Origin of the sequence: Ectopseudomonas oleovorans (assembly GCF_003052605.1) — a bacterium.
Taxonomy (GTDB): Bacteria; Pseudomonadota; Gammaproteobacteria; order Pseudomonadales; family Pseudomonadaceae; genus Aquipseudomonas; species Aquipseudomonas oleovorans_A.
The window spans coordinates 40,692-61,331 of the sequence record NZ_QASO01000030.1 but is presented as its reverse complement, the minus strand read 5'-3'; the positions used below and the strand labels follow the sequence as shown (position 1 = coordinate 61,331).

The following is a 20,640-nucleotide window of genomic DNA, read 5'->3' as shown; positions in this document are numbered from 1 at the left end:
ACAATAAGAGGTAGACCCGATGAAACGTCCACTGCTCGCCATCCTCACCGCTGCCATGCTGTGCAGCCCGCTCGCCAGTTTCACCGCCCATGCCGATGACGTGCGTTCGCGCATGATCCGCTTCGGTTACGGTCTCAACGAGAACAGCAATCAGGGCCGCGCGGCCAAGCTGTTCGCCGAGGAGGTGGCCAAGGCCTCCGACGGCAAGCTCAAGGTGCGCACCTTCGGCTCCGCCAGCCTGGGCTCGGATGATCAGATGCAGAGTGCGCTGATCGGTGGCGCGCAGGAAATGATGGTCGGTTCCACCGCGACTCTGGTGGGCATCACCAAGGAAATGGCGGTGTGGGACACGCCTTTCCTGTTCAGCAGTGCCGAGCAGGCCGATGCCGTGCTCGACGGCCCGGTGGGCCGCCAGGTCATGGACAAGCTGGAGGAGAAGGGCCTGGTCGGCTTGGTGTACTGGGAGAACGGTTTCCGCAACCTGACCAACAACACGCGGCCGATCAGCAAGCTGGAGGACTTCTCCGGCGTCAAACTGCGCGTGATGCCCAACCCGGTATTCCTCGAGACCTTCAAGCTGATGGGCGCCAATGCCGTGCCGCTGCCGTTCTCCGAGCTGTTCACCGCGCTGGAGACCAAGGCCGTCGACGGCCAGGAAAACCCTTTCAACACCATTCTTTCCTCGAAGTTCTACGAGGTGCAGAAGTACCTGACCGTGACCAACCACGTGTACAGCCCGTGGATCGTCACCGTATCCAAGCGCTGGTGGGATGGCCTGTCGCAAACCGAGCAGAACATCCTGCTGGAGGCGGCGAAGAAGGCGCGTGACTTCGAGCGTAAGGACACCCGCGAGGAAGCAGCCCGTGCCCTGGCCGAGCTGAAAGACAAGGGTATGCAGATCAACGAAGTGGAAGCGGCGCAAGTGCAGCGCATGCGTGAGCAGGCCGCGCCGGCGATCCAGAAGGTCGTCGACACAGTCGGTCAGCAACTGTTCGATCAGGTGCAGACTGAGGCCGAAAAGGCCGCTCTATAAGGGCTTGCCCAGGACCGGCTAGGCCAGTGCGCCGCTGATTCTGGGCAGGTTCGCAGTTTCGCGGGGCACGCAGGTGGTATCGCTCCTTGCATGGTGGCGTTACCCCGGGCGGCGTGTCCCGCGCTTTATTCCCCGGCGGGGCTGGTAGAATCGGCCGCTGAAAATCATTGGAGGCGCTATGAGCCAACGCCGTCGCCGGTCCGCAGAACGTGTCACCTTGTCCGACGTGGCCAAGGCCGCGGGCTGCTCGTTGATGTCCGCTTCGCGCGCGCTGTCGCAGCCGGGGCGGGTGTCTGATGCGTTGCGCGAGCAGGTGATGCGCGCGGCCCAGGCGCTGGGTTACGTGCCCAACCCGGCAGCGCGGGCATTGGCCAGTTCACGCTCGAACCTGGTGGCTGTGGTGATCCCGTCGCTGTCGAACTCGGTGTTCGTCGATACCGTGGAGGCCATCCAGCGGGTGCTGATGCCGGCCGGCTTCGAAATGATGATCGGCGTCAGTCACTACCGGGTCGAGGAGGATGAGCGCCTGTTGCGTTCCTATCTGGCGCACCAGCCAGCGGGTCTGCTGCTTACGGGTTTCGAGCGCAGCGACGCGGCGCGCGAAATCCTCGGCGCCAGCAGTTGCCCGTTGGTAACGCTGATGGAGCTGAGCGAGGAGCCGGAGGATTACTGCGTCGGCTTCTCTCAGGTCGAAGCCGGCGCCGCCATGACCCGTGCCCTGGTGCAGCGTGGTTACCGCCATATCGCCTTCGCCGCAGCGCAGCTTGACCCGCGCACCTTGCAGCGTGCAGAAGGCTACCGACAGGTGATGCGCTACCTCAATCGACATGATCCGGCGTTGGAGTTGCTGACACCGCAGTTGTCATCCATCGGCTTGGGCGCCGAGTTGCTCGATCGCCTGCTGGCGCAGCAGCCGCAGATTGATGCGGTGTTCTTCAACAACGACGACCTGGCCATGGGCGCGCTGTTCCGCGCGCGTCAGCTGGGCCTGGACGTGCCGGGACGCCTGGCCATCGCCGGTTTCAACGACCTGCCGGCAGCGGCCTGGATGCATCCGGCGCTGAGCACGGTACGTACCACGCGTGGGCGTATCGGCGAGCTGGCGGCGAACATGCTGCTGGCGCTGATGCGTGGCGAAATGCCGGAACAGCACTGCATTGACGTCGGTTTCGAACTGGTGATGCGCGACAGCGCCTGAGACCTACTGCTTCTTGTTGGCCGCCGCCAATTGCTCGGCGGCGTCGAGGCGCAGGCGTTCACGCTCATCGAAACGTTCTGCAGCCAGCGCCTCGATCGCCGCGCGCTTGTCGCCACTGCTGAGTCCCTCATTGACCTGAATCTTCGTCTTGGCGGTGATGTAGTCATCCAGACGCCGCTGCCAACTCTGTCGTTGGCTATCCAGCGCCTCCAGGCGCGTGGTGGCTTCGGCGCCTACCAACTGCTGACGCATCTGGCGGATCTGCGCCGCGCTGGCGCCTTCGGCCTGCAGGCGCGCGGTGTGCTGCCGCAGTTCCTGCTGCAGTTGCGGCAGTACGGCGTCCTGCAGCTCTTCAGGCAGGGATGCGCGCAGGCGGTCGACGGCAACGCCTTTCTCCTCTGCGCTCATTGTGCTGTCGTGCTGGATGGCCAGGCGCTCCAGGGTGAAGCGGTTGTAACCTTCCTCACGGGCGAAGAAGGCCTGGTGGGTTTCGCTGTCGAACAGTCTTGCGCGCAGGGCCTGCACGGCGGTCTCGCGCTGGCGCATGGCATCCAGGCTGGCCATTTGCGGCAGGTCGCGCTCCAGCAGCACCAGCTCTCGCTTGTAGCTCAGGTATTGCTCCAGCAGTGCCTGCGCGCGGGTACGCGCAGGTTCCTGCAATTGGCTGTCAATGTAATTGCGCAGGCGTGACACGCTGGCATCCAGGCTTTCCTCGCCGATGCTGGCGAGGAAGTAATCGAAGATCCGGCGGATGTCTTCGCTGATGATCAGATTGCCGGCAGCATCCACGCGAAAGCTGCCGTCGACTTCGGTGCCGACGAAGGAGCTGGGCAGGGCCAGCGTCGTGGCCTTCTTCTGGGTATCTTGGCTGGTCGGTGTTAAGGCCTCTGCAGCCGGCGCCGGCCCGGGCTGCGTAGGCGTGGCAGTGGCGGCGGGAGGCGTGAATTGGGTCGGTTGGTGTCCGGGTTGCAGGTAAAGCATCAACGCCAGGCCGGCAACGATCAGTAAAGGCAGGGCGAACAGGGTTTTCTTCACGGCAGGTTCCAGTAAGGCGTTCGAACCATTGCTCAGCGCTGGTACCTCGCAGGGTGCGACGCGCGCACCGAAATGCCGACGTTCCCAGCATCCGGTGCGCGCGGCGCAGCCTACGAAGCGCAGCAGTTCAGAGCCCGGCGTTCTTCAGGCGGTTGGCGTGCTGGCGGTAGACGGTCACCGGGTCGGTCTCGAACAGGCTGGTCAGGCCCAGGGTCTGATTGACCTCGTCGAGATGGTTCATTCGGTAGTTGTCACGAATCACCTGGCCCATGCGCGAGCTGCAGCGGCCGACCAGACCGTCATTGGCTTCATTGCCGAAGGTCAGTGAGGAGGCACCCATCAGCAGGTCGCTCGGGTCGAGCAGGTTGGTCAGCGGGCTGGTGCCGCTCCAGGAGTAGTAGCGCACGCCGTTGACGCTGTAGGCACCTTCGCCGCAGGCGCTGGTGGGTATGCCTTGTGGGAACTTGGCATTGAAGCGTGCTGCGCCCTCGCTGTTGAGCGACTCCAGCGAGCCCAGCGCATTCTGCGGGGTGGTGCTGGAACTGCCGGAAAGGAAGTTGATCAGCGTCCCCAGGCCGTTGACGATGCCAACCAGCAGCGGGGTGGCGACCGGACCGGCCGGGCCGTCGCTGATGCCCTTGAGGAAGTCGGCGGTGGCCGAACCCTTGTGCGGTGCACCGACGCTGGTGACCGATGCCACCAGATCCGGGCGCACGGCGGCGACGTAGCGGGTGGTTGGGCCGCCATGGCTGTGGCCGATCAGGTTGACCTTGCCTTTGCCGCTGATGGCGACGATGTCCTCGACCTGCTGCAGCAATTGCTCGCCACGTGCTTCGGAGGTGTCCAACTGGCTGACTTCGGTGACGTAGACACTGGCACCGTCACGGCGCAGTGCTGCCGGGATGCCATACCAGTAATCGACGCCGAGGATGCTGTCGAAGCCGAGCATGCCGTGGCCGAGGACGATCGGGTACTTGGTCTGGGTGTAGCCGGATGAACCGAACCAGAAAGCCTGGGTCTGGCCGCTGGCGAGCAGGCCGGTACCGAGGCAGAGGGCGAGCAGGGTTTTATTGTTCTTCATGGGCGCTCTCGATGGGGGTTTGTTGAGGCAGTCAGCTGCTTCCAGCAACACAGATCACGCCCATTCCGTGGCGCGTACGGCGCAAGAACGATGGCAGGAAACATGCCATCGTCCTGCAGTTTCCGGCGAACCCTCTATACAGGCACCTTCCGGGGTTATCGGGCGACTTGGCCTCGATATCGCTGCGTACTTTCTGTTACGTGCCGAAACGTCAGGTCGCGCCGAGGGCCGCAATCGATCTGGCCAGGCGGGGCGTCCAGGGCCAGGAACGGGTCTTTTGAGCGGATGGAAATGCGCGGACTGACCGTCGCCCAATCGAAGGTTGGGGTCGAAGTGGGGGCGCCTTGACAGTTTGCCGTGGGCTTCTCTAGGATGCGCCCTGCGCCGATTTAAACAGCTACTTGCGGGGCGCCACAGGGGGTTGTCATCAACGCCTGAAATTCCGCTAAAGCGCTGGTTCGGTGTCGCCTCTCACCGCTGCCCAGCGGGATTTTCGAGGCGGAGACTCGACCATGATCTGTCCCCAACCCTTTATTCGTCTGGCGCCCATCACCTCGGGCCTGCTGCTGCGCAACTCGCGTGTGCTGCTGGGCGGCAGCCACCAGCCCACCTTGCTGCGCTATCTCGAAGGCTGGCCCAAGCGCTGGGCCGGGTCGCGTGCCTTTCGCATCCAGTTCGTGCAGAACGGCGAGTCGCTGAGTCGTTTTGCGCGGGACAGCTTCGACCTGGCGGTGATCCAGGCCCCCAGCGCCGAGGACGTGGCACAAACCGTCGGTGAGCTGGTGCGGGTGGCGCGTCAGGGGCTGATCACCCGGCGCTAGTTGGGCTGTGGGGAAGCCGGCCATCTGCGTAGGAGCGAGCTCTGCTCGCGAAGCTTTTTAAGCGCCAGTATTCGCGAGCCGAGCCCCTACAGCACCTACGGATATTCGATCTCGACGATGTAGCAGGTCTTCTCACCACTGGGGCTGTGCACCCGCACTTCGGCGTCCAGCTCCTTGCCGACCAGGGCGCGGGCCAGAGGCGAGTCGATACTGATCAGGCCCTGTTTCAGGTCCAGCTCGTCGGGGCCGACGATGCGGTAGCGCGACTGTTCGCCGTCTTCGTCTTCGATGGTGACCCAGGCACCGAAGTACACCTTGTTCGGATCGGACGGCTTGTCGCTGACGACCTTGAGCTTTTCCAGACGCTTGGTGAGAAAGCGCACGCGACTGTCGATCTCGCGCAGCATCTTCTTGCCGTAGGTGTATTCGGCGTTCTCCGAGCGATCGCCTTGGGCCGCCGCTTCGCTGACCGATTGCGTCACCTGTGGCCTGCGCACATGCCACAACTCGTGAAGCTCGGCACGCAGGCGCGCTTCGCCTTCAGGCGTGATCAGGGGAGTACCGGCAGGGCGAGGAGGGCGATAGCGGCTCATGGTGGCTCTGAACGATGAAAGGGGCGCCAGTCTAGCAAACCCCTTCCGTCAAACTCAGCCTTCGCGCAATACGCTCAATGGACTGGCATTCAGTGCACGGCGGGTACCGAGTACGCCAGCCAGGCCGACCAGCAATGCGCCGATCAGCGGCAGCACCAGCAGCCAGGGATGAGGCTGCCAGTTCATGTCGAAGGCATAGCGGTAGAGCAGGAAGCTCACCAGTTCGCAGCCCAGTGCGGCGAGCAGGCCGGCGGCTGCGCCGAGCAGGCCAAATTCGGCGCGACGGGCGCTGATCAGCAGCTTGCGTTCGGCGCCCAGTGCACGCAGCAGCGCGCCCTGGCGAATGCGCTCGTCCAGCGTGGCTTGCAGCCCGGCCAACAGAACGGTGATGCCGGCGGCGAGCACGAACAACAGCACGTATTCGATGGCCAGAGTGACCTGGGCGAGGATGCTGCGCAGCTGCGCCAGTAGTGCGTCGACCTGCAGCAGGGTGACACTGGGGAAGGCGCGGCTGAGGCTGACCAGTTCCGCGTCCTTGCCGGGGGGCAGGTAGAAGCTGGTCAGGTAGGTGGCAGGCAGATCCTGCAGGGTTTGTGGCTCGAAGATCATGAAAAAGTTGGGCTGGAAGCTGTCCCAGTCCACCTGGCGCAGGCTGGTGACCTGCGCTTCGCGTTCGATGCCACCGACGTTGAAGCGCAGGCGGTCACCGAGCTTCAGTTGCAGGCTTTCGGCCAGTTCTGCTTCGACGGAGACACCAGGCAGGTCAGCGGCTGGTGCGGCGCCCCACCAACTGCCGGCGGTAATCAGATTGTCCGCTGGCAACTCCTCGGCCCAGGTCAGGCTGAGATCACGTTGCGTGGCGCGTTCACCGCGGCTTTCCTTGCTCACCAGTTGGCGTACCGGCTCATCGTTGATCATGATCAGCCGGCCCGGCACCACCGGATACAGCGGCGCCGGATGCGCTGACAATTCAGCTAGGCGTGCGGCAAAGGCATCGCGCTCGGCCGGTAGCACATTGAGGGCGAAGTGGTTGGGCGCGTCCTCCGGCAACTGGTCCTGCCAGGTGTCGAGCAGCTCGCCACGCAGCAGGGCGATCAGCGCCATGGCCAGCAGGATCAGGCCAAAAGCCAGCGACTGCCCGGCAGCAGCCAGCGGATGGCGCAGCAGTTGCCCCAGGCCCAGGCGCCAGGGTAGGGCGGCACGCTGCAGCAGGCGGCGCAGGCTCTGCAGGCCGAGCAACAGCAAACCACCGAGCAGCAATGCGGCGAGCAGCCCGCCACCCAGCAGCGCCAGCGTCAGGCGCAGATCCAGGCTCAGGCGCCACATGATCAGACCCAGTGCGATCAGCGCTGCACCATAGACCAGCCAGGAGCTGGCCGGTACCGGAAGCATATCGCGGCGCAAGACGCGTAATGGCGGTACGCGGCCCAGCGCGGCCAGCGGCGGTAGAGCAAAGCCGGCCAGCGCCACTAGACCGGTGGCCATCCCGGCCAATGCGGGCCACAGGTCGGCAGGCGGCAGATCATCTGGGATCAGCCCGCGCAACAGGTAGAAAAGAACGTGCTGCCCAGCCCAGCCGAGCAGGGCGCCAATCACGCAGGCGACTAGCCCGAGCAGTGCCAGTTGCAGGCCGAACAGGGCCAGCGCTTCACGCCGCGACAAGCCGAGGCAGCGCAGCAGGGCACTGGCATCGAAGCGCCGGGCAGCGAAGCGTGCCGCTGACAGGGCCACAGCGACACCGGCGAGCAATACGGCGGCCAGGCTGGCCAGGTTCAAATAACGTTCGGCGCGACCGAGGGCGCCGCCGACCTGGCGATTGCCGTCGCGCGCGTCATCCAGGCGCTGGTTGGGCTGCAGGCCGGCTTCGACTGCCTGACGGTAGGCCGCCAGGGCATTGGCGTCGCCGCGCCAGAGTTCACGAAATCGTACGCGGCTGCCGGGTTGTACCACCTCGGTCGCGGCTAGGTCGTCCAGGTGCATCAGTACCCGTGGCGTCAGGCTGTAGAAATCGCCAGCGGTGTCCGGGTCATAGGTCAAGACGCGGCTAAGGCGCAGGGTCCTGGCGCCTATTTCCAGTTCATCACCGATGTTCAGGTTCAGCGCGGCCATCAGCCGTGCTTCGGCCCAGACTTCGCCCGGCCGTGGGCCGGGGCCGGCTTCTTCCGGGGCATAGGGTTCGGTTGCACTGCGCAGCTCTCCGCGCAGCGGATAAGAGTTGCTGGCTGCCTTGACGCTGGCCAACTGAATGCCGCCCTGTGCCGCGACCACGCTGGAAAATTCCACGGCCTGAGCATGGTCGAGCCCCAGCTTGAGTCCTGCATCGATCTGCTCCTGGCTGGCGGGCGTGCTACCGCTCAGGCGCAGGTCTGCAGCGAGAAATTCACTGGCGCGCAGCAGCATGGCGTCATTCAGGCGTGCGCTGAAATAGCCGATGGCGCTGCTGGAGGCCACGGCCACCAGCAAGGCGAAGAACAGTACCCGCAACTCGCCGGCACGGGCATCGCGCAGCAGTTGGCGGGCAGCGAGCGAAAACAGGCGAGACAGGGGCACGCGTTTCATCAGGGCTCCACGCGATCGATCAGGTGCCCAGCTTCCAGACGGATCAGGCGCTGGCAACGGTGCGCCAGGCGCTCGTCATGAGTGACCAGTACCAGCGTGGTACCGCGCTCCTGGTTGAGCTGAAAGAGCAGTTCGGTGATGCGCTCGCCGGTATGGCTGTCGAGGTTGCCGGTGGGTTCGTCGGCGAACAAGACATCCGGCTCGGCGGCGAAGGCGCGGGCAATGGCCACACGCTGTTGTTCGCCACCGGACAGCTGGCGTGGGTAGTGCGTCAGACGCTGACCGAGGCCAACCCGTTCGAGCAGGGCGCGGGCGCGCTGACGGGCATCGGCCTGACCTTCCAGCTCCAGCGGCAGCATGACGTTTTCCAGCGCAGTGAGGCTGTCGAGCAGTTGGAACGACTGGAAGACGAAGCCGACATGCTCGGCACGCAGGCGTGCACGCTGGTCTTCATCGAGTTCGCTGAGGTTGTTGCCGGCCAGCAATACAGCGCCGCCGCTGGGCAAATCCAGGCCGGCGAGCAGGCCAAGCAGGGTGGATTTACCAGACCCTGAGGCGCCGACAATGGCCAGGCTGTCGCCTTTGTTCAGTTCCAGGTCGAGATCATGAAGGATGGTCAGTGCGCCTTCCGCGCTGTTGACCACTTTGCTAAGGTTCCGCGCAGCGAGAATGCTCGAAGTCATGGAGATTCCAAATGCGTGCATGGTGGCTCAGTGGTGCCTTGACCCTGATGCTTTGGGCTCAGGGAGCGGTTGCAGGCACCCTGCTTGTGGTCGGCGATAGTATCAGCGCCGCTTTTGGCCTGGATAGCCGGCAAGGTTGGGTCGCTTTGCTGGAAAAACGCCTGGTGCAAGAGGGTTTCGAGCATCAGGTGGTCAATGCCTCGATCAGTGGCGACACCAGTGCAGGTGGTGCCGCACGGCTGTCTGCGCTACTTGTCGAGCACAAGCCGGAGCTGGTCATCATCGAGTTGGGTGGCAATGACGGGCTGCGTGGACAGCCCCTTGCGCAATTGCAACAGAATCTTGCGTCGATGGTCGAGCAGTCGCAGCAGGCAGGAGCCAAGGTGCTGCTTCTGGGGATGAAGCTGCCCCCCAATTATGGCGGGCGTTACACTACGGCTTTCGCCCAGGTTTTCACTGATCTGGCGGAGCAGAAGCAGGTTCCTCTGGTGCCGTTCTTTCTTGAGGGGGTGGGCGGTGTACCGGGCATGATGCAGGCTGACGGCATTCATCCGACCGAGGCAGCGCAGGAAATACTGCTGGATAATGTCTGGCCGACGCTCAAACCCATGCTCTGAGTCGGTTTTGAGTGCAGCACACTGCAACGAGCAAGGCTTTTCCGCCTCGAGCCTTTCGGCTAATGTGGCCGGCCTGTCACGGAGCCCCAGATGCCGCGTCTCGCCTGGTCCCTATATGCCTATCAATTGATCGAGCCGGATGAGCAGCTGGATCTGTTCGCCTGTCGTGAGGTGCGTGTTCATCTTGTGGCTCGCCAGTTGCGTCTGGGCGGCCATGCTGATCGGACATTGTGTGGCGGTTTGTTACCGGCCCGGCCACGCTGGCAGGCACTGGAAAAGCCCTGGCTGCGCGATAGTCGACTCTGTGCCGCCTGTTTGGCGACGCTCGAGGCGCAGCGGCAGGGTCTGTGCTCGAACTGGGCGGACGGCTGAGGCCTGCCCGCTGTTATAAACGCGGTGTACAATCGCCGCCATATCTTTCCATTCACAGGGGACATCCCGGATGTTGTCGCGCTTCTCTGCGGTCAACCGCTGCCTGACGTTGCTCGCACTGTGCTGCAGTGCCACGGTGCAGGCTCTCGAACTGCCATTGCCGCCGCCAGGCGAGGATGTGGTGGGCCAGGTACAGGTGATCAAGGCCAAGTACGAGGATACGTTCGCCGATCTGGGAACGGCTAACGATCTTGGCTACCTGGAAATGGTCGCCGCCAACCCCGGTGTCGATCCCTGGCTGCCGGGTGAGGGAACCGAGATCATCCTGCCGACCCGCTATGTGCTGCCACCTGGCCCGCGGGAAGGTATCGTGATCAACCTGGCCGAGTACCGTCTGTATTACTTCCCGAAAGGGCAGAATGTGGTGCACACCTTTCCGTTGGGTATCGGCCGTGAAGGCTGGGGCTCGCCATTGGGAACCGGGCGTGTGACCGTCAAGACGCCGAACCCGGCCTGGTATCCGCCCAAGTCGATTCGCGAAGAGCACGCTGCCGAGGGCGACATTCTGCCCACCGTGGTGCCGCCTGGCCCGGACAACCCGTTGGGGCCGTACAAGATGACGTTGTCCTTCCCGGGCTACCTGATCCACGGTTCGAACAAGAAGTTCGGCATTGGCATGCGCGTCAGCCATGGCTGCTTCCGCATGTTCAACCATAACGTGCTGGAACTGGCGGACATGGTGCCAGTGGGAACGCCGGTGCGCATCATCAATGAGCCCTACAAGTTCGGCGTGAGTGGCGACAAGGTCTACCTGGAAGCGCATGCACCGCTCGATGATGAAGGTGTTCCGTCGGTTGTCGACAAGCACACGGCCGTGATCAACGCCCTGCTCAAGCGCGACGAGCTCAGCGGTCTGCGTCTTGACTGGGACATGGTACGCGAGGTGGTGGCTGCCGAAGACGGTATGCCAGTACCGATTGCCGCGCAGACCGAGCAGGTCGTTGCGAGCAGTGATAACCCGTTCTGATTCGATACCGTAGTCTACAACCCGCCTGCATTCGTGTTGGCGGGTTTTTTATTGCCTGGTCAGCGCCGCCCAATAAAAAAGCCGCACCAGTTGCCTGGGCGGCTTTCTAAAAACGAGTCGCAAATTACTTGCGGCTTGCTTTTTCCAGCATGCGCAGAGCGCGCTCGTTGGCTTCGTCAGCGGTCTGCTGAGCTTTCTGAGCGGCGGCCAGAGCTTCATCAGCCTTGCGGTAGGCTTCGTCGGCACGGGCTTGAGCGCGGGCAGCTGCGTCTTCGGTAGCAGTCAGACGAGCTTCGGTTTCTTTGGACATGCTGCTGCAACCGGTAGCCAGAACTGCGGCCAGAGCCAGAGCAGAGAATTTCAGAACGTTGTTCATCGTGTTCCCCTTTAGGTGGAGTTTTCCATAAAAAGCAATTTCCCTACTGTGGGAAATTAGCCGGCGTACATACTACCTATTACTTTTAGTAAGTAAACGGAGCTAAGGCAAGAGTTGCAGTTTTTTTTCTGCGCGCAGGGTGCCGCCCAGGGGTGTTGGCTAAAAAACACTCAGTTACGCAATCGCAACAGTGCAACGCTTTTACCAGCTGTTATAAATGCCCCAGCTTTGCAACTAAAACAAAAAGAGGGAACGCAGATGCTTGGGAATTTGGGGCTGTTGCTCGGTTTGGCGTTACTTATCTTCATGGCGTTGCGTGGGGTGAATATATTCATCGCGGCATTGCTTTGTTCCATTCTGGTGGCGTTGAGCAATGGTGTAGCGGTACCGGGAGCGCTACTCGAGCATTTTCCTTTTGGTCCGTTGGGCGCCTTTACCTTCGCCGGCAAGTTCTTCGTGCTGTTTCTCTGCGGTGCGATCTTCGGCAAGGTCATGGCTGCCAGCCAGGCCGCCAGCAGTATCGCTCAGGCCATCACCCGTGGGCTGGGCACGCAACGCACGCTCTGGGTGGCAATGCTGGTATGTGCCGTGCTGACCTATGGCGGGGTGGTGGTGTTCGTGGTGATCTTCACCATGTATCCGCTGGGTATCACCCTGATGCGCGAGGCCAATCTGCCCAAGCGGCTATTCTGTGCCGCCACTGCGCTGGGCTCTGGCACCTTCACCATGACGGCGTTGCCTGGCTCACCTTCGATTCATAACGTGATCGCCGCCAGTGCGCTGGGGACCGATCTGTTCGCCGGTGCCTGGATCGGTTTGTTCGCATCACTGGTGATGATCGTTCTGGGGATGGCCTATTTGCAGCGCGAGTGGCGTCTGGCGCGTGAGAGTGGCGAGGGCTTCGAGCCCAATGCTCAGGATGAGCGCATGCAGCAGTTGGCCGGTACGCCCGGTAGCGGGCCGCACTGGGGGATGGCGCTGGTGCCGATCATCGTGGTGCTGGGGATCATTCTGCTGCCGCGCCTGCTCGCCTTGTCAGGTATGGCTGCGCCTGGCGAGAGCGCGCTGGGAGGCTTGCTGGCCTTCAGTCAGGCGCAGCCGATTCTCTGGCCCAGCCTGGCCCTGGTGATTGCCACAGGGGGGGCCGTGATGCTGTTCCCGAGCCTGCGCCGTAACACGGTCAGTCTGCTTGGGCAGGGGGCCGATGATGCGATCATGCCGCTGCTCAATACGGCTGCGGTGATCGGTTTTGGCGGTGTGGTGACGCAGACTGCGGGTTTTGCCCAGTTCGCCCAATGGATATTGGCGGTGGATCTGCCGCCGCTGCTGTCGGTGTTCGCTTCGGTCAGTGTGGTTTCCGGGATCGTCGGTTCGTCTTCCGGTGGCCTGCAGATTTTCATGCAGACGCTGGCGCCCAGCTACCTGGAAATGGGCATCGAGCCTGAGGTGTTGCACCGTATCGCCAATATTGCTGCGGGTGGATTGGACTCGCTGCCGCACTGCGGTGCGGTGATCGCCATGCTGATGATCATGGGTTTGACGCACAGGCAGGCCTACAAGGACATCTTCGTCATCACCGTGTTGATTCCAGTGGTTGCCGTATTGCTGTGCATTGCACTTCTGAGCCTCTGAACCTGCACGGGGAGTCTGTGCCCGCAAGGCCGGGTCTTGAAGGGAATGCGCTGAAATGTAAATTTACGCTTTCGTCGACATGCGGGTATGAGGTAAAAATAGGTGCGCCGCTAACGGTTTGCGGCTTGAGGAGAGAAGATGAGCGAAGGGCTTTCCATCCATCACGACCAGACGAGTCATCAGTTTGTGACGACCGTCGATGGTGATCGCGCCTATCTGGCCTATATGGATCTGGGCAAGCAGACGCTGGATATCTATCGCACCTTCGTCCCCAATACCCTGCGCGGGCGCGGTATTGCCGCCGCGCTCACCGAGCATGCCCTGCAGTATGCCGAAGGCAAGGGCTATACGGTGATTCCCTCCTGTTCGTATGTTGAGCGCTACATGGAACGCCGTTCGCGGCACCAGTAGAGTCGGCTCGGCAGGGGTGGGCTGAAGCCCACCCTACGTTGAGCGCAGATATGAAAACGCCGGGCAATGCCCGGCGTTTGTTTTGCTGCGCTACCGCTTAGCCGCGAGGGCGCTTGGGCAGCACATCCTTGAGCTTGGCGTGCATGCTGCGCAGACTTTTCTCGGTGGTATCCCAGTCGATGCAGGCATCGGTGATGGATACGCCGTACTTGAGGTCGCACAGGTTCTTCGGAATCGACTGATTGCCCCAGCCCAGGTGGCTCTCGACCATCAGGCCGACGATGGAGTTGTTGCCCTCGAGGATCTGGTTGGCCACGTTCTCCAGCACCAGCGGCTGCAGGGCCGGGTCCTTATTGGAGTTGGCGTGGCTGCAGTCGACCATGATGTTTGGGCGGATGCCGGCTTTGGTCAGTTCCTGCTCACAAATGGCCACACTGACCGAATCGTAGTTGGGTTTACCGTTGCCGCCGCGCAGTACCACGTGACCGTAGGCGTTGCCCTTGGTGGTGACGATGGACACGCCGCCTTCCTGGTTGATGCCGAGGAAGCGGTGTGGGCTGGAAACCGACTGCAGTGCATTGATCGCCACGGTCAGACCTCCGTCAGTACCATTCTTGAAGCCGACTGCCGAGGACAGGCCAGAGGCCATTTCGCGGTGGGTCTGGGACTCGGTGGTGCGTGCGCCGATGGCCGACCAGCTGATCAGGTCCTGCAGGTACTGCGGGGAAATCGGATCGAGCGCTTCGGTGGCGGTGGGCAGGCCCATTTCCGCCAGGTCGCGCAGCAGCTTGCGGCCGATGTGCAGGCCGTCCTGGATCTTGAACGAGTCATCCAGATAGGGGTCGTTGATCAGGCCTTTCCAGCCGACCGTGGTGCGCGGCTTCTCGAAGTACACGCGCATGACCAGGAACAGGCTGTCGGACAGCTCGGCAGCCAGCACCTTGAGGCGCTCGGCGTACTCATGAGCGGCCTTGATGTCGTGGATGGAGCAAGGGCCGACGACCACGAACAGGCGATGATCCTTGCCGTCGAGGATGTCGCGTACCACCTGACGACCATGGGCGACGGTCTTCAGCGCGGCATCGGTCAGAGGGATTTCGCGTTTGAGCTGATCGGGGGTGATCAGGGTTTCGTTGGAAGCGACGTTAAGGTCGTCGATCGGTAAATCAGCCATCGTGCTATTCATCAGGTCAGGTCGTCAGGTCACGGGTGCCGGCCGCCAGCGATCCCCTATGGCGGTGCACAGCTAGTTGGTGCAGGGGGGAGCCGAACCTTAGCGCGTACGCGGCTGCGCGACAATGGGCGTTAAGTTCAATAGGCCCGATAGATGGGCAGTATCGGATGATTGTCTGCCTGTACCACAGTGGCTTCAGGCCAGGTCGGGAAAGGTGGCGGCATGCCTGGCGATCCAGTCCTGCGCGAATTGCTCGATGGCGACTGGCTGGCCAGACTCGTGTTCGAGCTGTTGCCGGTAATGCTGGATCTGGCAGACCTGTTCGACCATGCGGGCGCGGAACAGGGTGTCCTCATCGATGAAGGCGATGCCCACCAGATAGTCGCTCTCCTGGCGTCGGCACCAGGCTACCACGCCGGGATAGCACGCCTGATCGCCCAGCAGCGGGATGCGCAGCTCGACCGAGGTGCCGCGACGAAAGCCCCGTGATGACTTGCATGCGACCCCGCCCAGGCTGATATTGTTCAGCCGTTGCCGGGGGATGCAGGACTGTCTGCGCAACACCAACTCCACCGGCATGTCACTTGGATGACGCAGAAATTTACGCATGAACACCGACCTCGAATGCAGGCAAACTGATATCAGTGACTTCAGTATAGCGACGCAATTGGAACTGACCGATCTGGATGCCGACCGCTGCCTGCTCGATCTTCCCGGTGCCTCGCTGGTAGTGTTTACAAGCACGGGCTGTGCCAGCTGTCGCTGGGCACGCCAGGCGTTGCCCGCCATGCTGCTACCGCTCGAACGCCTGTGCTGGATCGACGCCGGGCATAACGCCGGGCTGGTGACGCGCTACGAAGTTTTCCATTTGCCAGCATTGTTTATGGTCAAGGACGGTCATTTCTTTGGCGCACTGTCTGCGCGCCTTACCCATTGCGATCTGTTAACCGCCATGCACGAGGCGTTGCTTCGTCCGGCTGAGGAGCTTCCCTGATGTCCCAATCCCGCGTGCCACGCATCGGTATCATCGGTACCGGCGCCATCGGCGGTTTCTACGGCATGTTGCTGACTCGTGCCGGCCATGATGTGCACTTTCTGCTGCGCAGCGAGTACAGCGCGGTGGTCGAGCGCGGCCTGCAGTTGAACAGCGCGGTGCATGGCGCACTGAATCTGGCGCCGGTACAGGCCTACCAGTATGTTGACGAGATGCCTCCGTGCGACTGGTTGCTGGTCGGTGCCAAGACCACGGCCAATGCCGAGCTGGCACCACTGATTGCCAAAGCGGCCGCGCCGGGTGCCAAGGTGGTGCTGTTGCAGAATGGCCTGGCGGTGGAGGATGAGCTGCGTCCGTTGTTGCGTGACGATCTGCATCTGCTCGGTGGGCTCTGCTACATCTGCGTTCATCGCAGTGCCCCCGGGGTGATGGAGCATCAAGCCTTGGGTGCGATCAACCTGGCCTATCACTCCGGGCCGCTGGATGACGACGATGCGCGTCTGGCGCTGGCCGAGGAGGGCGCCAGCCTGCTGCGCAGCACCGGCCTGGATTCGGCGGCAATGCGTGATCTGGCGCAGACGCGCTGGCAGAAGCTGGTGTGGAATATCCCTTACAACGGCCTGTCGGTACTGCTCGATGCCGATACGCGGCGCCTGATGGGCAATGCCGACAGTCGCGCGCTGATTGCCGATATGATGCTGGAAGTGGTGCAAGCCGCGCAGGCACTCGGTTACAGCATGCCGGACAGCTACGCAGACAAGTTGCTGGCCGCCACGCAGCGCATGCCCGATTACCTGCCGAGCATGTACCACGACTTTGCCCAGGGGCGACCGGCTGAGTTGCATGCCATCTACGAGGCACCTCTGGCGGCTGCGCAAACCGTGGGTTTGGCAATGCCCAGGGTGCGTGCGTTGTATCAGGCGCTGCGGTTCATTCAGGCTCGCCAGGAGGCCTAAGCATGGGCAAGGGGCTGGGGGACAAGCTGGTGCTGGCGATATCCTCGCGAGCGCTGTTCGATCTGAGTGAAAGTCACCAGATTTATGAAAGCGAGGGCGTGGAGGCCTATCGCCGCTACCAGATCGAGCATGAGGACGAAGTGCTGATGCCGGGCGACGCCTTCCCGCTGGTGGAGAAGCTGCTTGGCTTGAACGCGCGACTCAGTGAGCAGCGCGTGGAAGTCATTCTGGTGTCGCGTAACAGCGCCGATACCGGGCTGCGTGCGTTCAACTCGATCCAGCACTACGGTCTCGGCATTTCCCGCGCCGCCTTCGTCGGCGGTCGTAGCCCTGATCCGTATTTGGCGGCTTTCGGCTGCCATCTGTTTCTGTCTACCCATGCCGATGATGTGCGCAACGCACTGAAGGCCGGTTTCGGTGCGGCTACCTTGCTGTCAGGTGGCGCCCGTCGGGCCACTAGCAACGAGTTGCGCATCGCCTTCGATGGCGATGCCGTGCTGTTTTCCGACGACTCCGAGCGCGTCTACCAGAGTGGTGGCCTGAACGCGTTTCAGGATCATGAGCGTGAATCCGCTCGACAGGCCCTGCCTGGAGGGCCTTTCAAGCCGTTTCTCGCCGCGTTGCATGCACTGCAGCAGGAGTTTCCCGAAGCCGAATGCCCGATTCGCACCGCGCTGGTGACCGCGCGTTCGGCGCCTGCGCACGAGCGAGTGATTCGCACCCTGCGTGAGTGGAACATTCGCCTGGATGAGTCCTTCTTCCTCGGTGGTCTGGACAAGTCAGCCGTTCTCGAAGCCTTTGCCGCCGATGTGTTCTTCGATGACCAGACCGGGCATTGCGAGAGCGCGCGTCAGGTGGTGGCCACAGGTCATGTTCCGCATGGCGTGAGTAACGAGCTGCTGCCCTGACCCCAGGGCACGCAGGCGCCTGCATATAGCCATTCGTCCTAAATAACGCTGCCGATCTTGCATTGCCTGATGCGCTGCTAAGCTCAATAAGGGCCTGCGCCAGCAGTCAAGGAGGCCGCGTGATCCGCTCGATACTCTATGCCACCGATCTGGGGCTTTATGCTTCCTATGTGCTGCAGCATGCCCTGGCGCTGAGCCGCAGCTTCAAGGCCGAACTGTACGTGGTGCATGCCGTGGAGCCTATGGGGTTGTTTGCCGAGTCCGTCCTGCAGACCTACCTGGACGAATGCACCCTCGGCGAGTTGCGCCGTAATGGGCTTGGCACTGTCATGAGCAGTATCGAGCAGCGTGTGTTCGAAGGGTTCCATGACGAGTTGGGGGAGGGCCAGCAGGATCTGCAACTGATTCGAGCCGTGCGCGTACTGCAGGGCGACCCGCCTGCGGTGATTCTCGATGAGGCCCAGAAACTTGGGGTAGATCTACTGGTCGTAGGCAGTCACAGCCACGGCACGGATCTGACCGTACCGCTGGGGCGTACGTCCGCACGGATCGTGCAGCTATCAGAAGTGCCGGTGTATCTGGTGCCCATGCTGCAGCATCGGGGGCGGGGAGAATTGTAAGTTTAAATAATAAAATGTGCGGATATAAAGATTAGACCAATAATATGGTTATATATGGCGTTGGCAGCTCTTGGCCCGCCTTACTGCTCTGAGGGAAATCTATGAAGCTTCAGCAATTGCGCTACATCTGGGAAGTTGCGCACCACGACCTCAATGTATCGGCTACGGCTCAGAGCCTCTACACCTCGCAGCCAGGGATCAGCAAGCAGATTCGCTTGCTCGAGGATGAGCTGGGCGTGGAAGTCTTCGCCCGCAGCGGCAAGCATCTGACCCGCGTAACTCCGGCGGGTGAACGCATCATCACCACGGCCGGCGAGATCCTGCGCAAGGTTGAAAGCATCAAGCAGATCGCTCAGGAATTCTCCAATGAGAAGAAGGGTACGCTATCCATCGCCACCACTCACACCCAGGCACGCTACGCGCTGCCGCCGGTGATCAGCGCTTTCATCAAGCAGTACCCGGATGTTGCCTTGCACATGCATCAGGGCACGCCGACGCAGATCGCCGAGATGGCGGCCGACGGTAGTGTGGATTTCGCCATCGCCACCGAAGGCCTGGAGATGTTCAACGACCTGATCATGATGCCTTGCTACCGCTGGAACCGCTGCGTGGTGGTGCCGCAGGGGCACCCACTGACCAAGCTGCCGAAGCTGACCCTCGAGGCTCTGGCCGAGCACCCCATCGTCACTTACGTATTCGGTTTCACCGGGCGTTCGAAACTGGACGAAGCCTTCAGTCATCGCGGTCTGACGCCCAAGGTGGTGTTCACCGCCGCCGACGCCGACGTGATCAAGACCTACGTACGCCTGAACCTGGGCGTTGGCATCGTGGCCAAGATGGCGGTCGACGCCAAGCTCGATCCGGATCTGGTGATGCTCGATGCCGATGACCTGTTCGAGCCCAGCGTGACCAAGATCGGTTTTCGTCGCGGCACCTTCCTGCGTGGCTTCATGTGTGACTTCATCGAGCGTTTCGCCCCGCACCTGACCCGCGAGATGCTGGCCAAGGCAGTGCAGTGCCACAACAAGTCCGAACTCGAAGAGCTGTTCGCAGGTGTCGAGTTACCGATGCACTGAAACAAAACAACTGAAACGAAACATGGCGCCCAAGGGCGCCATGTTTCGTTCTAGCCAGCGTCAATCAATGACTGAGGTGCAGGCCGCACTCGCGATTGTCTTCACCCTTGGTCGGGTCGAAGTAATCGAATTCGTTCGGCAGGTCGTGGGCGACCAGGTACTGATACAGATCCTTGGAGGTCCAGTGCAGCAGCGGGGCGACCTTGATCAGGCCGTCCGGGTTGATGCTGATAGGGGCCATCTGCGCGCGCACGGCGGTGTCGGTGGCACGCAGGGCGGTGAACCAGACGCTGGGTGCGGTCTCGCGCAGGGCGCGGGCGAAGGGCTCGAGCTTCACTTCCTCGGTGAACGCGGCGTGGCGCGGATCATCCAGGCCAGGCACCGGGCCGTCGATGGCCTCGCGGTGCGCGCGTGAACGCTTGGGCAGGTAGATGATCAGGTTGAGGCCCAGCTTGCGGGTTACCTCGTCGGCGAAGCGATAGGTGGCTTCGGTGTTGTAGCCGCTGTCCATCCAGACCACCGGGATATCCGGTTTGACCTGGCTGACCATGTGCAGGATCACCGCTTCGAAAGGGCGGAAGTTGGTGGTGCAGATGGCGGGTTTGCCCAGCCCTATGGCCCACTGCACCAGCTTTTCAGGCTGGTTGCCGAGTTCGGCGTTGAGCGCGTCCAGGTCGAGTTCCATGGTGAGGATTCCAGATCGTGTGCGTGAAGGTGCGATGGTAGCAAAGGCCGGTTATGCAGCTAAATAACTAGCTGGATGGTAGAGCTTCAGTATGGTTATAAGCCGTCGCATTGCGCCCACCAGGCTCAGCGGCTAGAGTGCCGGCTTTTGGCTCAACCGAGGAGTGGCCTGTGGAAATCGCGTGTCTCGACCTGGAAGGCGTACTGGTCCCGGAAATCTGGATCGCCTTTGCGGAAAAAACCGGTATCGAGTCGCTCAAGGCGACCACCCGCGACATCCCCGATTATGACGTGCTGATGCAGCAACGCCTGCGCATTCTCGATGAGCACGGCCTGAAGTTGAAGGACATTCAGGACGTGATCGCTACCCTGAAGCCGCTCGATGGCGCAGTGGAGTTCGTCGACTGGCTGCGTGAACGTTTTCAGGTGGTGATTCTCTCCGACACCTTCTACGAGTTCTCCCAGCCGCTGATGCGTCAGCTCGGTTTCCCGACTCTCCTGTGCCACCGCCTGATCACCGACGAGAACGATCGTGTGGTCAGCTACCAGCTGCGCCAGAAGGATCCCAAGCGTCAGTCGGTCATCGCCTTTAAGAGTCTGTACTACCGCGTTATCGCGGCCGGTGACTCGTACAACGACACCACCATGCTCAGCGAAGCCCATGCCGGCATCCTGTTCCATGCGCCGGAAAACGTGATTCGCGAGTTTCCGCAATTCCCGGCCGTGCATACCTACGAGGATCTGAAGCAGGAATTCCTCAAGGCATCGAACCGCAAGCTGAGCCTGTAGC

At 62.1% G+C, this 20,640-nt stretch carries 23 protein-coding genes; 14 read left to right on the top strand and 9 right to left on the bottom strand.

What is annotated here, in order from left to right:
* Positions 1 to 19 precede the first annotated feature (19 nt).
* Together DBO86_RS04940 and gntR are read left to right on the top strand one after the other, a co-directional pair.
* Positions 20 to 1,033, top strand: coding sequence for a TRAP transporter substrate-binding protein (locus DBO86_RS04940; RefSeq protein WP_108233124.1), 1,014 nt, complete (start codon positions 20 to 22; stop codon positions 1,031 to 1,033).
* Positions 1,034 to 1,211: 178 nt separating this feature from the next.
* Positions 1,212 to 2,231 carry an HTH-type transcriptional regulator GntR gene (gntR, locus tag DBO86_RS04935; RefSeq protein ID WP_108233123.1) on the top strand — a complete coding sequence of 340 codons (1,020 nt, stop codon included), beginning with the start codon at positions 1,212 to 1,214 and terminating at the stop codon, positions 2,229 to 2,231.
* Positions 2,232 to 2,234: 3 nt separating this feature from the next.
* On the opposite strand, the gene DBO86_RS04930 is transcribed toward gntR, so the two are convergent.
* Positions 2,235 to 3,266 carry a lipase secretion chaperone gene (locus tag DBO86_RS04930; RefSeq protein WP_108233122.1) on the bottom strand — a complete coding sequence of 344 codons (1,032 nt, stop codon included), beginning with the start codon at positions 3,264 to 3,266 and terminating at the stop codon, positions 2,235 to 2,237.
* 127 nt (positions 3,267 to 3,393) lie between these two features.
* Positions 3,394 to 4,347, bottom strand: a complete 954-nt coding sequence (locus DBO86_RS04925) for a triacylglycerol lipase (RefSeq protein ID WP_017676782.1) — start codon at positions 4,345 to 4,347, stop codon at positions 3,394 to 3,396.
* 512 nt (positions 4,348 to 4,859) lie between these two features.
* Here DBO86_RS04925 and DBO86_RS04920 point away from each other — a divergent pair.
* On the top strand, positions 4,860 to 5,168 hold the full coding sequence (locus DBO86_RS04920; RefSeq protein WP_074858191.1) for a hypothetical protein: 309 nt from the start codon (positions 4,860 to 4,862) through the stop codon (positions 5,166 to 5,168).
* Positions 5,169 to 5,263: 95 nt separating this feature from the next.
* Here DBO86_RS04920 and greB read toward each other — a convergent pair whose 3' ends face one another.
* The 3 genes from greB to DBO86_RS04905 are packed head-to-tail and all read right to left on the bottom strand — an operon-like array spanning position 5,264 to position 9,003.
* The gene (gene greB, locus DBO86_RS04915; protein WP_003460007.1) at positions 5,264 to 5,761 is read right to left on the bottom strand and encodes a transcription elongation factor GreB; all 498 of its coding nucleotides are present in this window, start codon (positions 5,759 to 5,761) and stop codon (positions 5,264 to 5,266) included.
* A gap of 54 nt (positions 5,762 to 5,815) precedes the next feature.
* Positions 5,816 to 8,320, bottom strand: coding sequence for an ABC transporter permease (locus DBO86_RS04910; protein ID WP_108233121.1), 2,505 nt, complete (start codon positions 8,318 to 8,320; stop codon positions 5,816 to 5,818).
* A complete protein-coding gene (locus tag DBO86_RS04905) occupies positions 8,320 to 9,003 on the bottom strand; it encodes an ABC transporter ATP-binding protein (protein WP_108233120.1) in 684 nt (227 codons plus the stop codon). Before DBO86_RS04905 ends, DBO86_RS04910 begins: the two co-directional genes overlap by 1 nt.
* Positions 9,004 to 9,014: 11 nt before the next feature.
* Between DBO86_RS04905 and DBO86_RS04900 the strand changes: the two genes are divergently transcribed.
* The 3 genes from DBO86_RS04900 to DBO86_RS04890 all read left to right on the top strand — a co-directional run bounded on the left by DBO86_RS04900 (position 9,015) and on the right by DBO86_RS04890 (position 11,019).
* Entirely contained in the window at positions 9,015 to 9,620 is a 606-nt protein-coding gene (locus DBO86_RS04900; RefSeq protein ID WP_108233119.1) for an arylesterase, read from the top strand.
* Positions 9,621 to 9,710: 90 nt separating this feature from the next.
* The gene (locus DBO86_RS04895; RefSeq protein WP_003460014.1) at positions 9,711 to 9,992 is read left to right on the top strand and encodes a hypothetical protein; all 282 of its coding nucleotides are present in this window, start codon (positions 9,711 to 9,713) and stop codon (positions 9,990 to 9,992) included.
* A 70-nt stretch (positions 9,993 to 10,062) separates the two neighbouring features.
* Positions 10,063 to 11,019, top strand: coding sequence for a L,D-transpeptidase family protein (locus tag DBO86_RS04890; protein WP_003460016.1), 957 nt, complete (start codon positions 10,063 to 10,065; stop codon positions 11,017 to 11,019).
* A 124-nt stretch (positions 11,020 to 11,143) separates the two neighbouring features.
* Here the strand turns inward: DBO86_RS04890 and oprI are convergent, their stop codons facing one another.
* Positions 11,144 to 11,395 carry an outer membrane lipoprotei OprI gene (oprI, locus tag DBO86_RS04885; protein ID WP_003239826.1) on the bottom strand — a complete coding sequence of 84 codons (252 nt, stop codon included), beginning with the start codon at positions 11,393 to 11,395 and terminating at the stop codon, positions 11,144 to 11,146.
* A gap of 258 nt (positions 11,396 to 11,653) precedes the next feature.
* On the opposite strand from oprI, the gene DBO86_RS04880 reads away from it, so the two are divergent.
* Entirely contained in the window at positions 11,654 to 13,027 is a 1,374-nt protein-coding gene (locus DBO86_RS04880) for a GntP family permease (protein WP_108233118.1), read from the top strand.
* A 138-nt stretch (positions 13,028 to 13,165) separates the two neighbouring features.
* Positions 13,166 to 13,438, top strand: a complete 273-nt coding sequence (locus DBO86_RS04875; protein WP_003460019.1) for a GNAT family N-acetyltransferase — start codon at positions 13,166 to 13,168, stop codon at positions 13,436 to 13,438.
* 97 nt (positions 13,439 to 13,535) lie between these two features.
* Here DBO86_RS04875 and DBO86_RS04870 read toward each other — a convergent pair whose 3' ends face one another.
* Together DBO86_RS04870 and DBO86_RS04865 are read right to left on the bottom strand one after the other, a co-directional pair.
* Complete coding sequence (locus DBO86_RS04870) at positions 13,536 to 14,612, bottom strand: 3-deoxy-7-phosphoheptulonate synthase (protein ID WP_039964564.1); 1,077 nt, start codon at positions 14,610 to 14,612, stop codon at positions 13,536 to 13,538.
* 195 nt (positions 14,613 to 14,807) lie between these two features.
* A complete protein-coding gene (locus DBO86_RS04865) occupies positions 14,808 to 15,221 on the bottom strand; it encodes a PilZ domain-containing protein (protein WP_108233117.1) in 414 nt (137 codons plus the stop codon).
* On the opposite strand from DBO86_RS04865, the gene DBO86_RS04860 reads away from it, so the two are divergent.
* The 5 genes from DBO86_RS04860 (at position 15,220) to cysB (ending at position 19,166) form a co-directional block, all read left to right on the top strand.
* Positions 15,220 to 15,606, top strand: coding sequence for a YbbN family protein (locus tag DBO86_RS04860; protein ID WP_108233116.1), 387 nt, complete (start codon positions 15,220 to 15,222; stop codon positions 15,604 to 15,606). The genes DBO86_RS04865 and DBO86_RS04860 overlap by 2 nt on opposite strands.
* A complete protein-coding gene (locus DBO86_RS04855) occupies positions 15,606 to 16,562 on the top strand; it encodes a putative 2-dehydropantoate 2-reductase (RefSeq protein ID WP_108233115.1) in 957 nt (318 codons plus the stop codon). Before DBO86_RS04860 ends, DBO86_RS04855 begins: the two co-directional genes overlap by 1 nt.
* 2 nt (positions 16,563 to 16,564) lie before the next feature.
* On the top strand, positions 16,565 to 17,470 hold the full coding sequence (locus DBO86_RS04850; protein ID WP_108233114.1) for a 5'-nucleotidase: 906 nt from the start codon (positions 16,565 to 16,567) through the stop codon (positions 17,468 to 17,470).
* Between the two features lie 119 nt (positions 17,471 to 17,589).
* On the top strand, positions 17,590 to 18,090 hold the full coding sequence (locus tag DBO86_RS04845; RefSeq protein WP_108233113.1) for a universal stress protein: 501 nt from the start codon (positions 17,590 to 17,592) through the stop codon (positions 18,088 to 18,090).
* Positions 18,091 to 18,191: 101 nt separating this feature from the next.
* Positions 18,192 to 19,166, top strand: a complete 975-nt coding sequence (cysB, locus tag DBO86_RS04840) for an HTH-type transcriptional regulator CysB (protein ID WP_108233112.1) — start codon at positions 18,192 to 18,194, stop codon at positions 19,164 to 19,166.
* Between the two features lie 64 nt (positions 19,167 to 19,230).
* Here the strand turns inward: cysB and DBO86_RS04835 are convergent, their stop codons facing one another.
* The gene (locus DBO86_RS04835) at positions 19,231 to 19,851 is read right to left on the bottom strand and encodes a phosphoadenosine phosphosulfate reductase domain-containing protein (protein WP_108233111.1); all 621 of its coding nucleotides are present in this window, start codon (positions 19,849 to 19,851) and stop codon (positions 19,231 to 19,233) included.
* Between the two features lie 170 nt (positions 19,852 to 20,021).
* Here DBO86_RS04835 and thrH point away from each other — a divergent pair, with 170 nt between their 5' ends.
* Complete coding sequence (gene thrH / locus DBO86_RS04830) at positions 20,022 to 20,639, top strand: bifunctional phosphoserine phosphatase/homoserine phosphotransferase ThrH (protein ID WP_003460030.1); 618 nt, start codon at positions 20,022 to 20,024, stop codon at positions 20,637 to 20,639.
* The last annotated feature ends 1 nt before the right edge of the window (position 20,640 follow it).

Bases quoted from the DNA above. Each gene is read 5' to 3' on its own strand.
- gntR (WP_108233123.1), top strand. From the start codon at position 1,212: ATGAGCCAACGCCGTCGCCGGTCCGCAGAACGTGTCACCTTGTCCGAC.
- DBO86_RS04900 (WP_108233119.1), top strand. From the start codon at position 9,015: ATGCGTGCATGGTGGCTCAGTGGTGCCTTGACCCTGATGCTTTGGGCT.
- DBO86_RS04855 (WP_108233115.1), top strand. From the start codon at position 15,606: ATGTCCCAATCCCGCGTGCCACGCATCGGTATCATCGGTACCGGCGCC.
- DBO86_RS04910 (WP_108233121.1), bottom strand. From the start codon at position 8,320: ATGAAACGCGTGCCCCTGTCTCGCCTGTTTTCGCTCGCTGCCCGCCAA.
- DBO86_RS04920 (WP_074858191.1), top strand. From the start codon at position 4,860: ATGATCTGTCCCCAACCCTTTATTCGTCTGGCGCCCATCACCTCGGGC.
- cysB (WP_108233112.1), top strand. From the start codon at position 18,192: ATGAAGCTTCAGCAATTGCGCTACATCTGGGAAGTTGCGCACCACGAC.
- DBO86_RS04865 (WP_108233117.1), bottom strand. From the start codon at position 15,221: ATGCGTAAATTTCTGCGTCATCCAAGTGACATGCCGGTGGAGTTGGTG.
- DBO86_RS04875 (WP_003460019.1), top strand. From the start codon at position 13,166: ATGAGCGAAGGGCTTTCCATCCATCACGACCAGACGAGTCATCAGTTT.
- DBO86_RS04905 (WP_108233120.1), bottom strand. From the start codon at position 9,003: ATGACTTCGAGCATTCTCGCTGCGCGGAACCTTAGCAAAGTGGTCAAC.
- DBO86_RS04860 (WP_108233116.1), top strand. From the start codon at position 15,220: ATGAACACCGACCTCGAATGCAGGCAAACTGATATCAGTGACTTCAGT.
- DBO86_RS04890 (WP_003460016.1), top strand. From the start codon at position 10,063: ATGTTGTCGCGCTTCTCTGCGGTCAACCGCTGCCTGACGTTGCTCGCA.
- DBO86_RS04895 (WP_003460014.1), top strand. From the start codon at position 9,711: ATGCCGCGTCTCGCCTGGTCCCTATATGCCTATCAATTGATCGAGCCG.
- DBO86_RS04835 (WP_108233111.1), bottom strand. From the start codon at position 19,851: ATGGAACTCGACCTGGACGCGCTCAACGCCGAACTCGGCAACCAGCCT.
- greB (WP_003460007.1), bottom strand. From the start codon at position 5,761: ATGAGCCGCTATCGCCCTCCTCGCCCTGCCGGTACTCCCCTGATCACG.
- DBO86_RS04850 (WP_108233114.1), top strand. From the start codon at position 16,565: ATGGGCAAGGGGCTGGGGGACAAGCTGGTGCTGGCGATATCCTCGCGA.
- DBO86_RS04925 (WP_017676782.1), bottom strand. From the start codon at position 4,347: ATGAAGAACAATAAAACCCTGCTCGCCCTCTGCCTCGGTACCGGCCTG.
- DBO86_RS04870 (WP_039964564.1), bottom strand. From the start codon at position 14,612: ATGGCTGATTTACCGATCGACGACCTTAACGTCGCTTCCAACGAAACC.
- oprI (WP_003239826.1), bottom strand. From the start codon at position 11,395: ATGAACAACGTTCTGAAATTCTCTGCTCTGGCTCTGGCCGCAGTTCTG.
- DBO86_RS04880 (WP_108233118.1), top strand. From the start codon at position 11,654: ATGCTTGGGAATTTGGGGCTGTTGCTCGGTTTGGCGTTACTTATCTTC.
- DBO86_RS04940 (WP_108233124.1), top strand. From the start codon at position 20: ATGAAACGTCCACTGCTCGCCATCCTCACCGCTGCCATGCTGTGCAGC.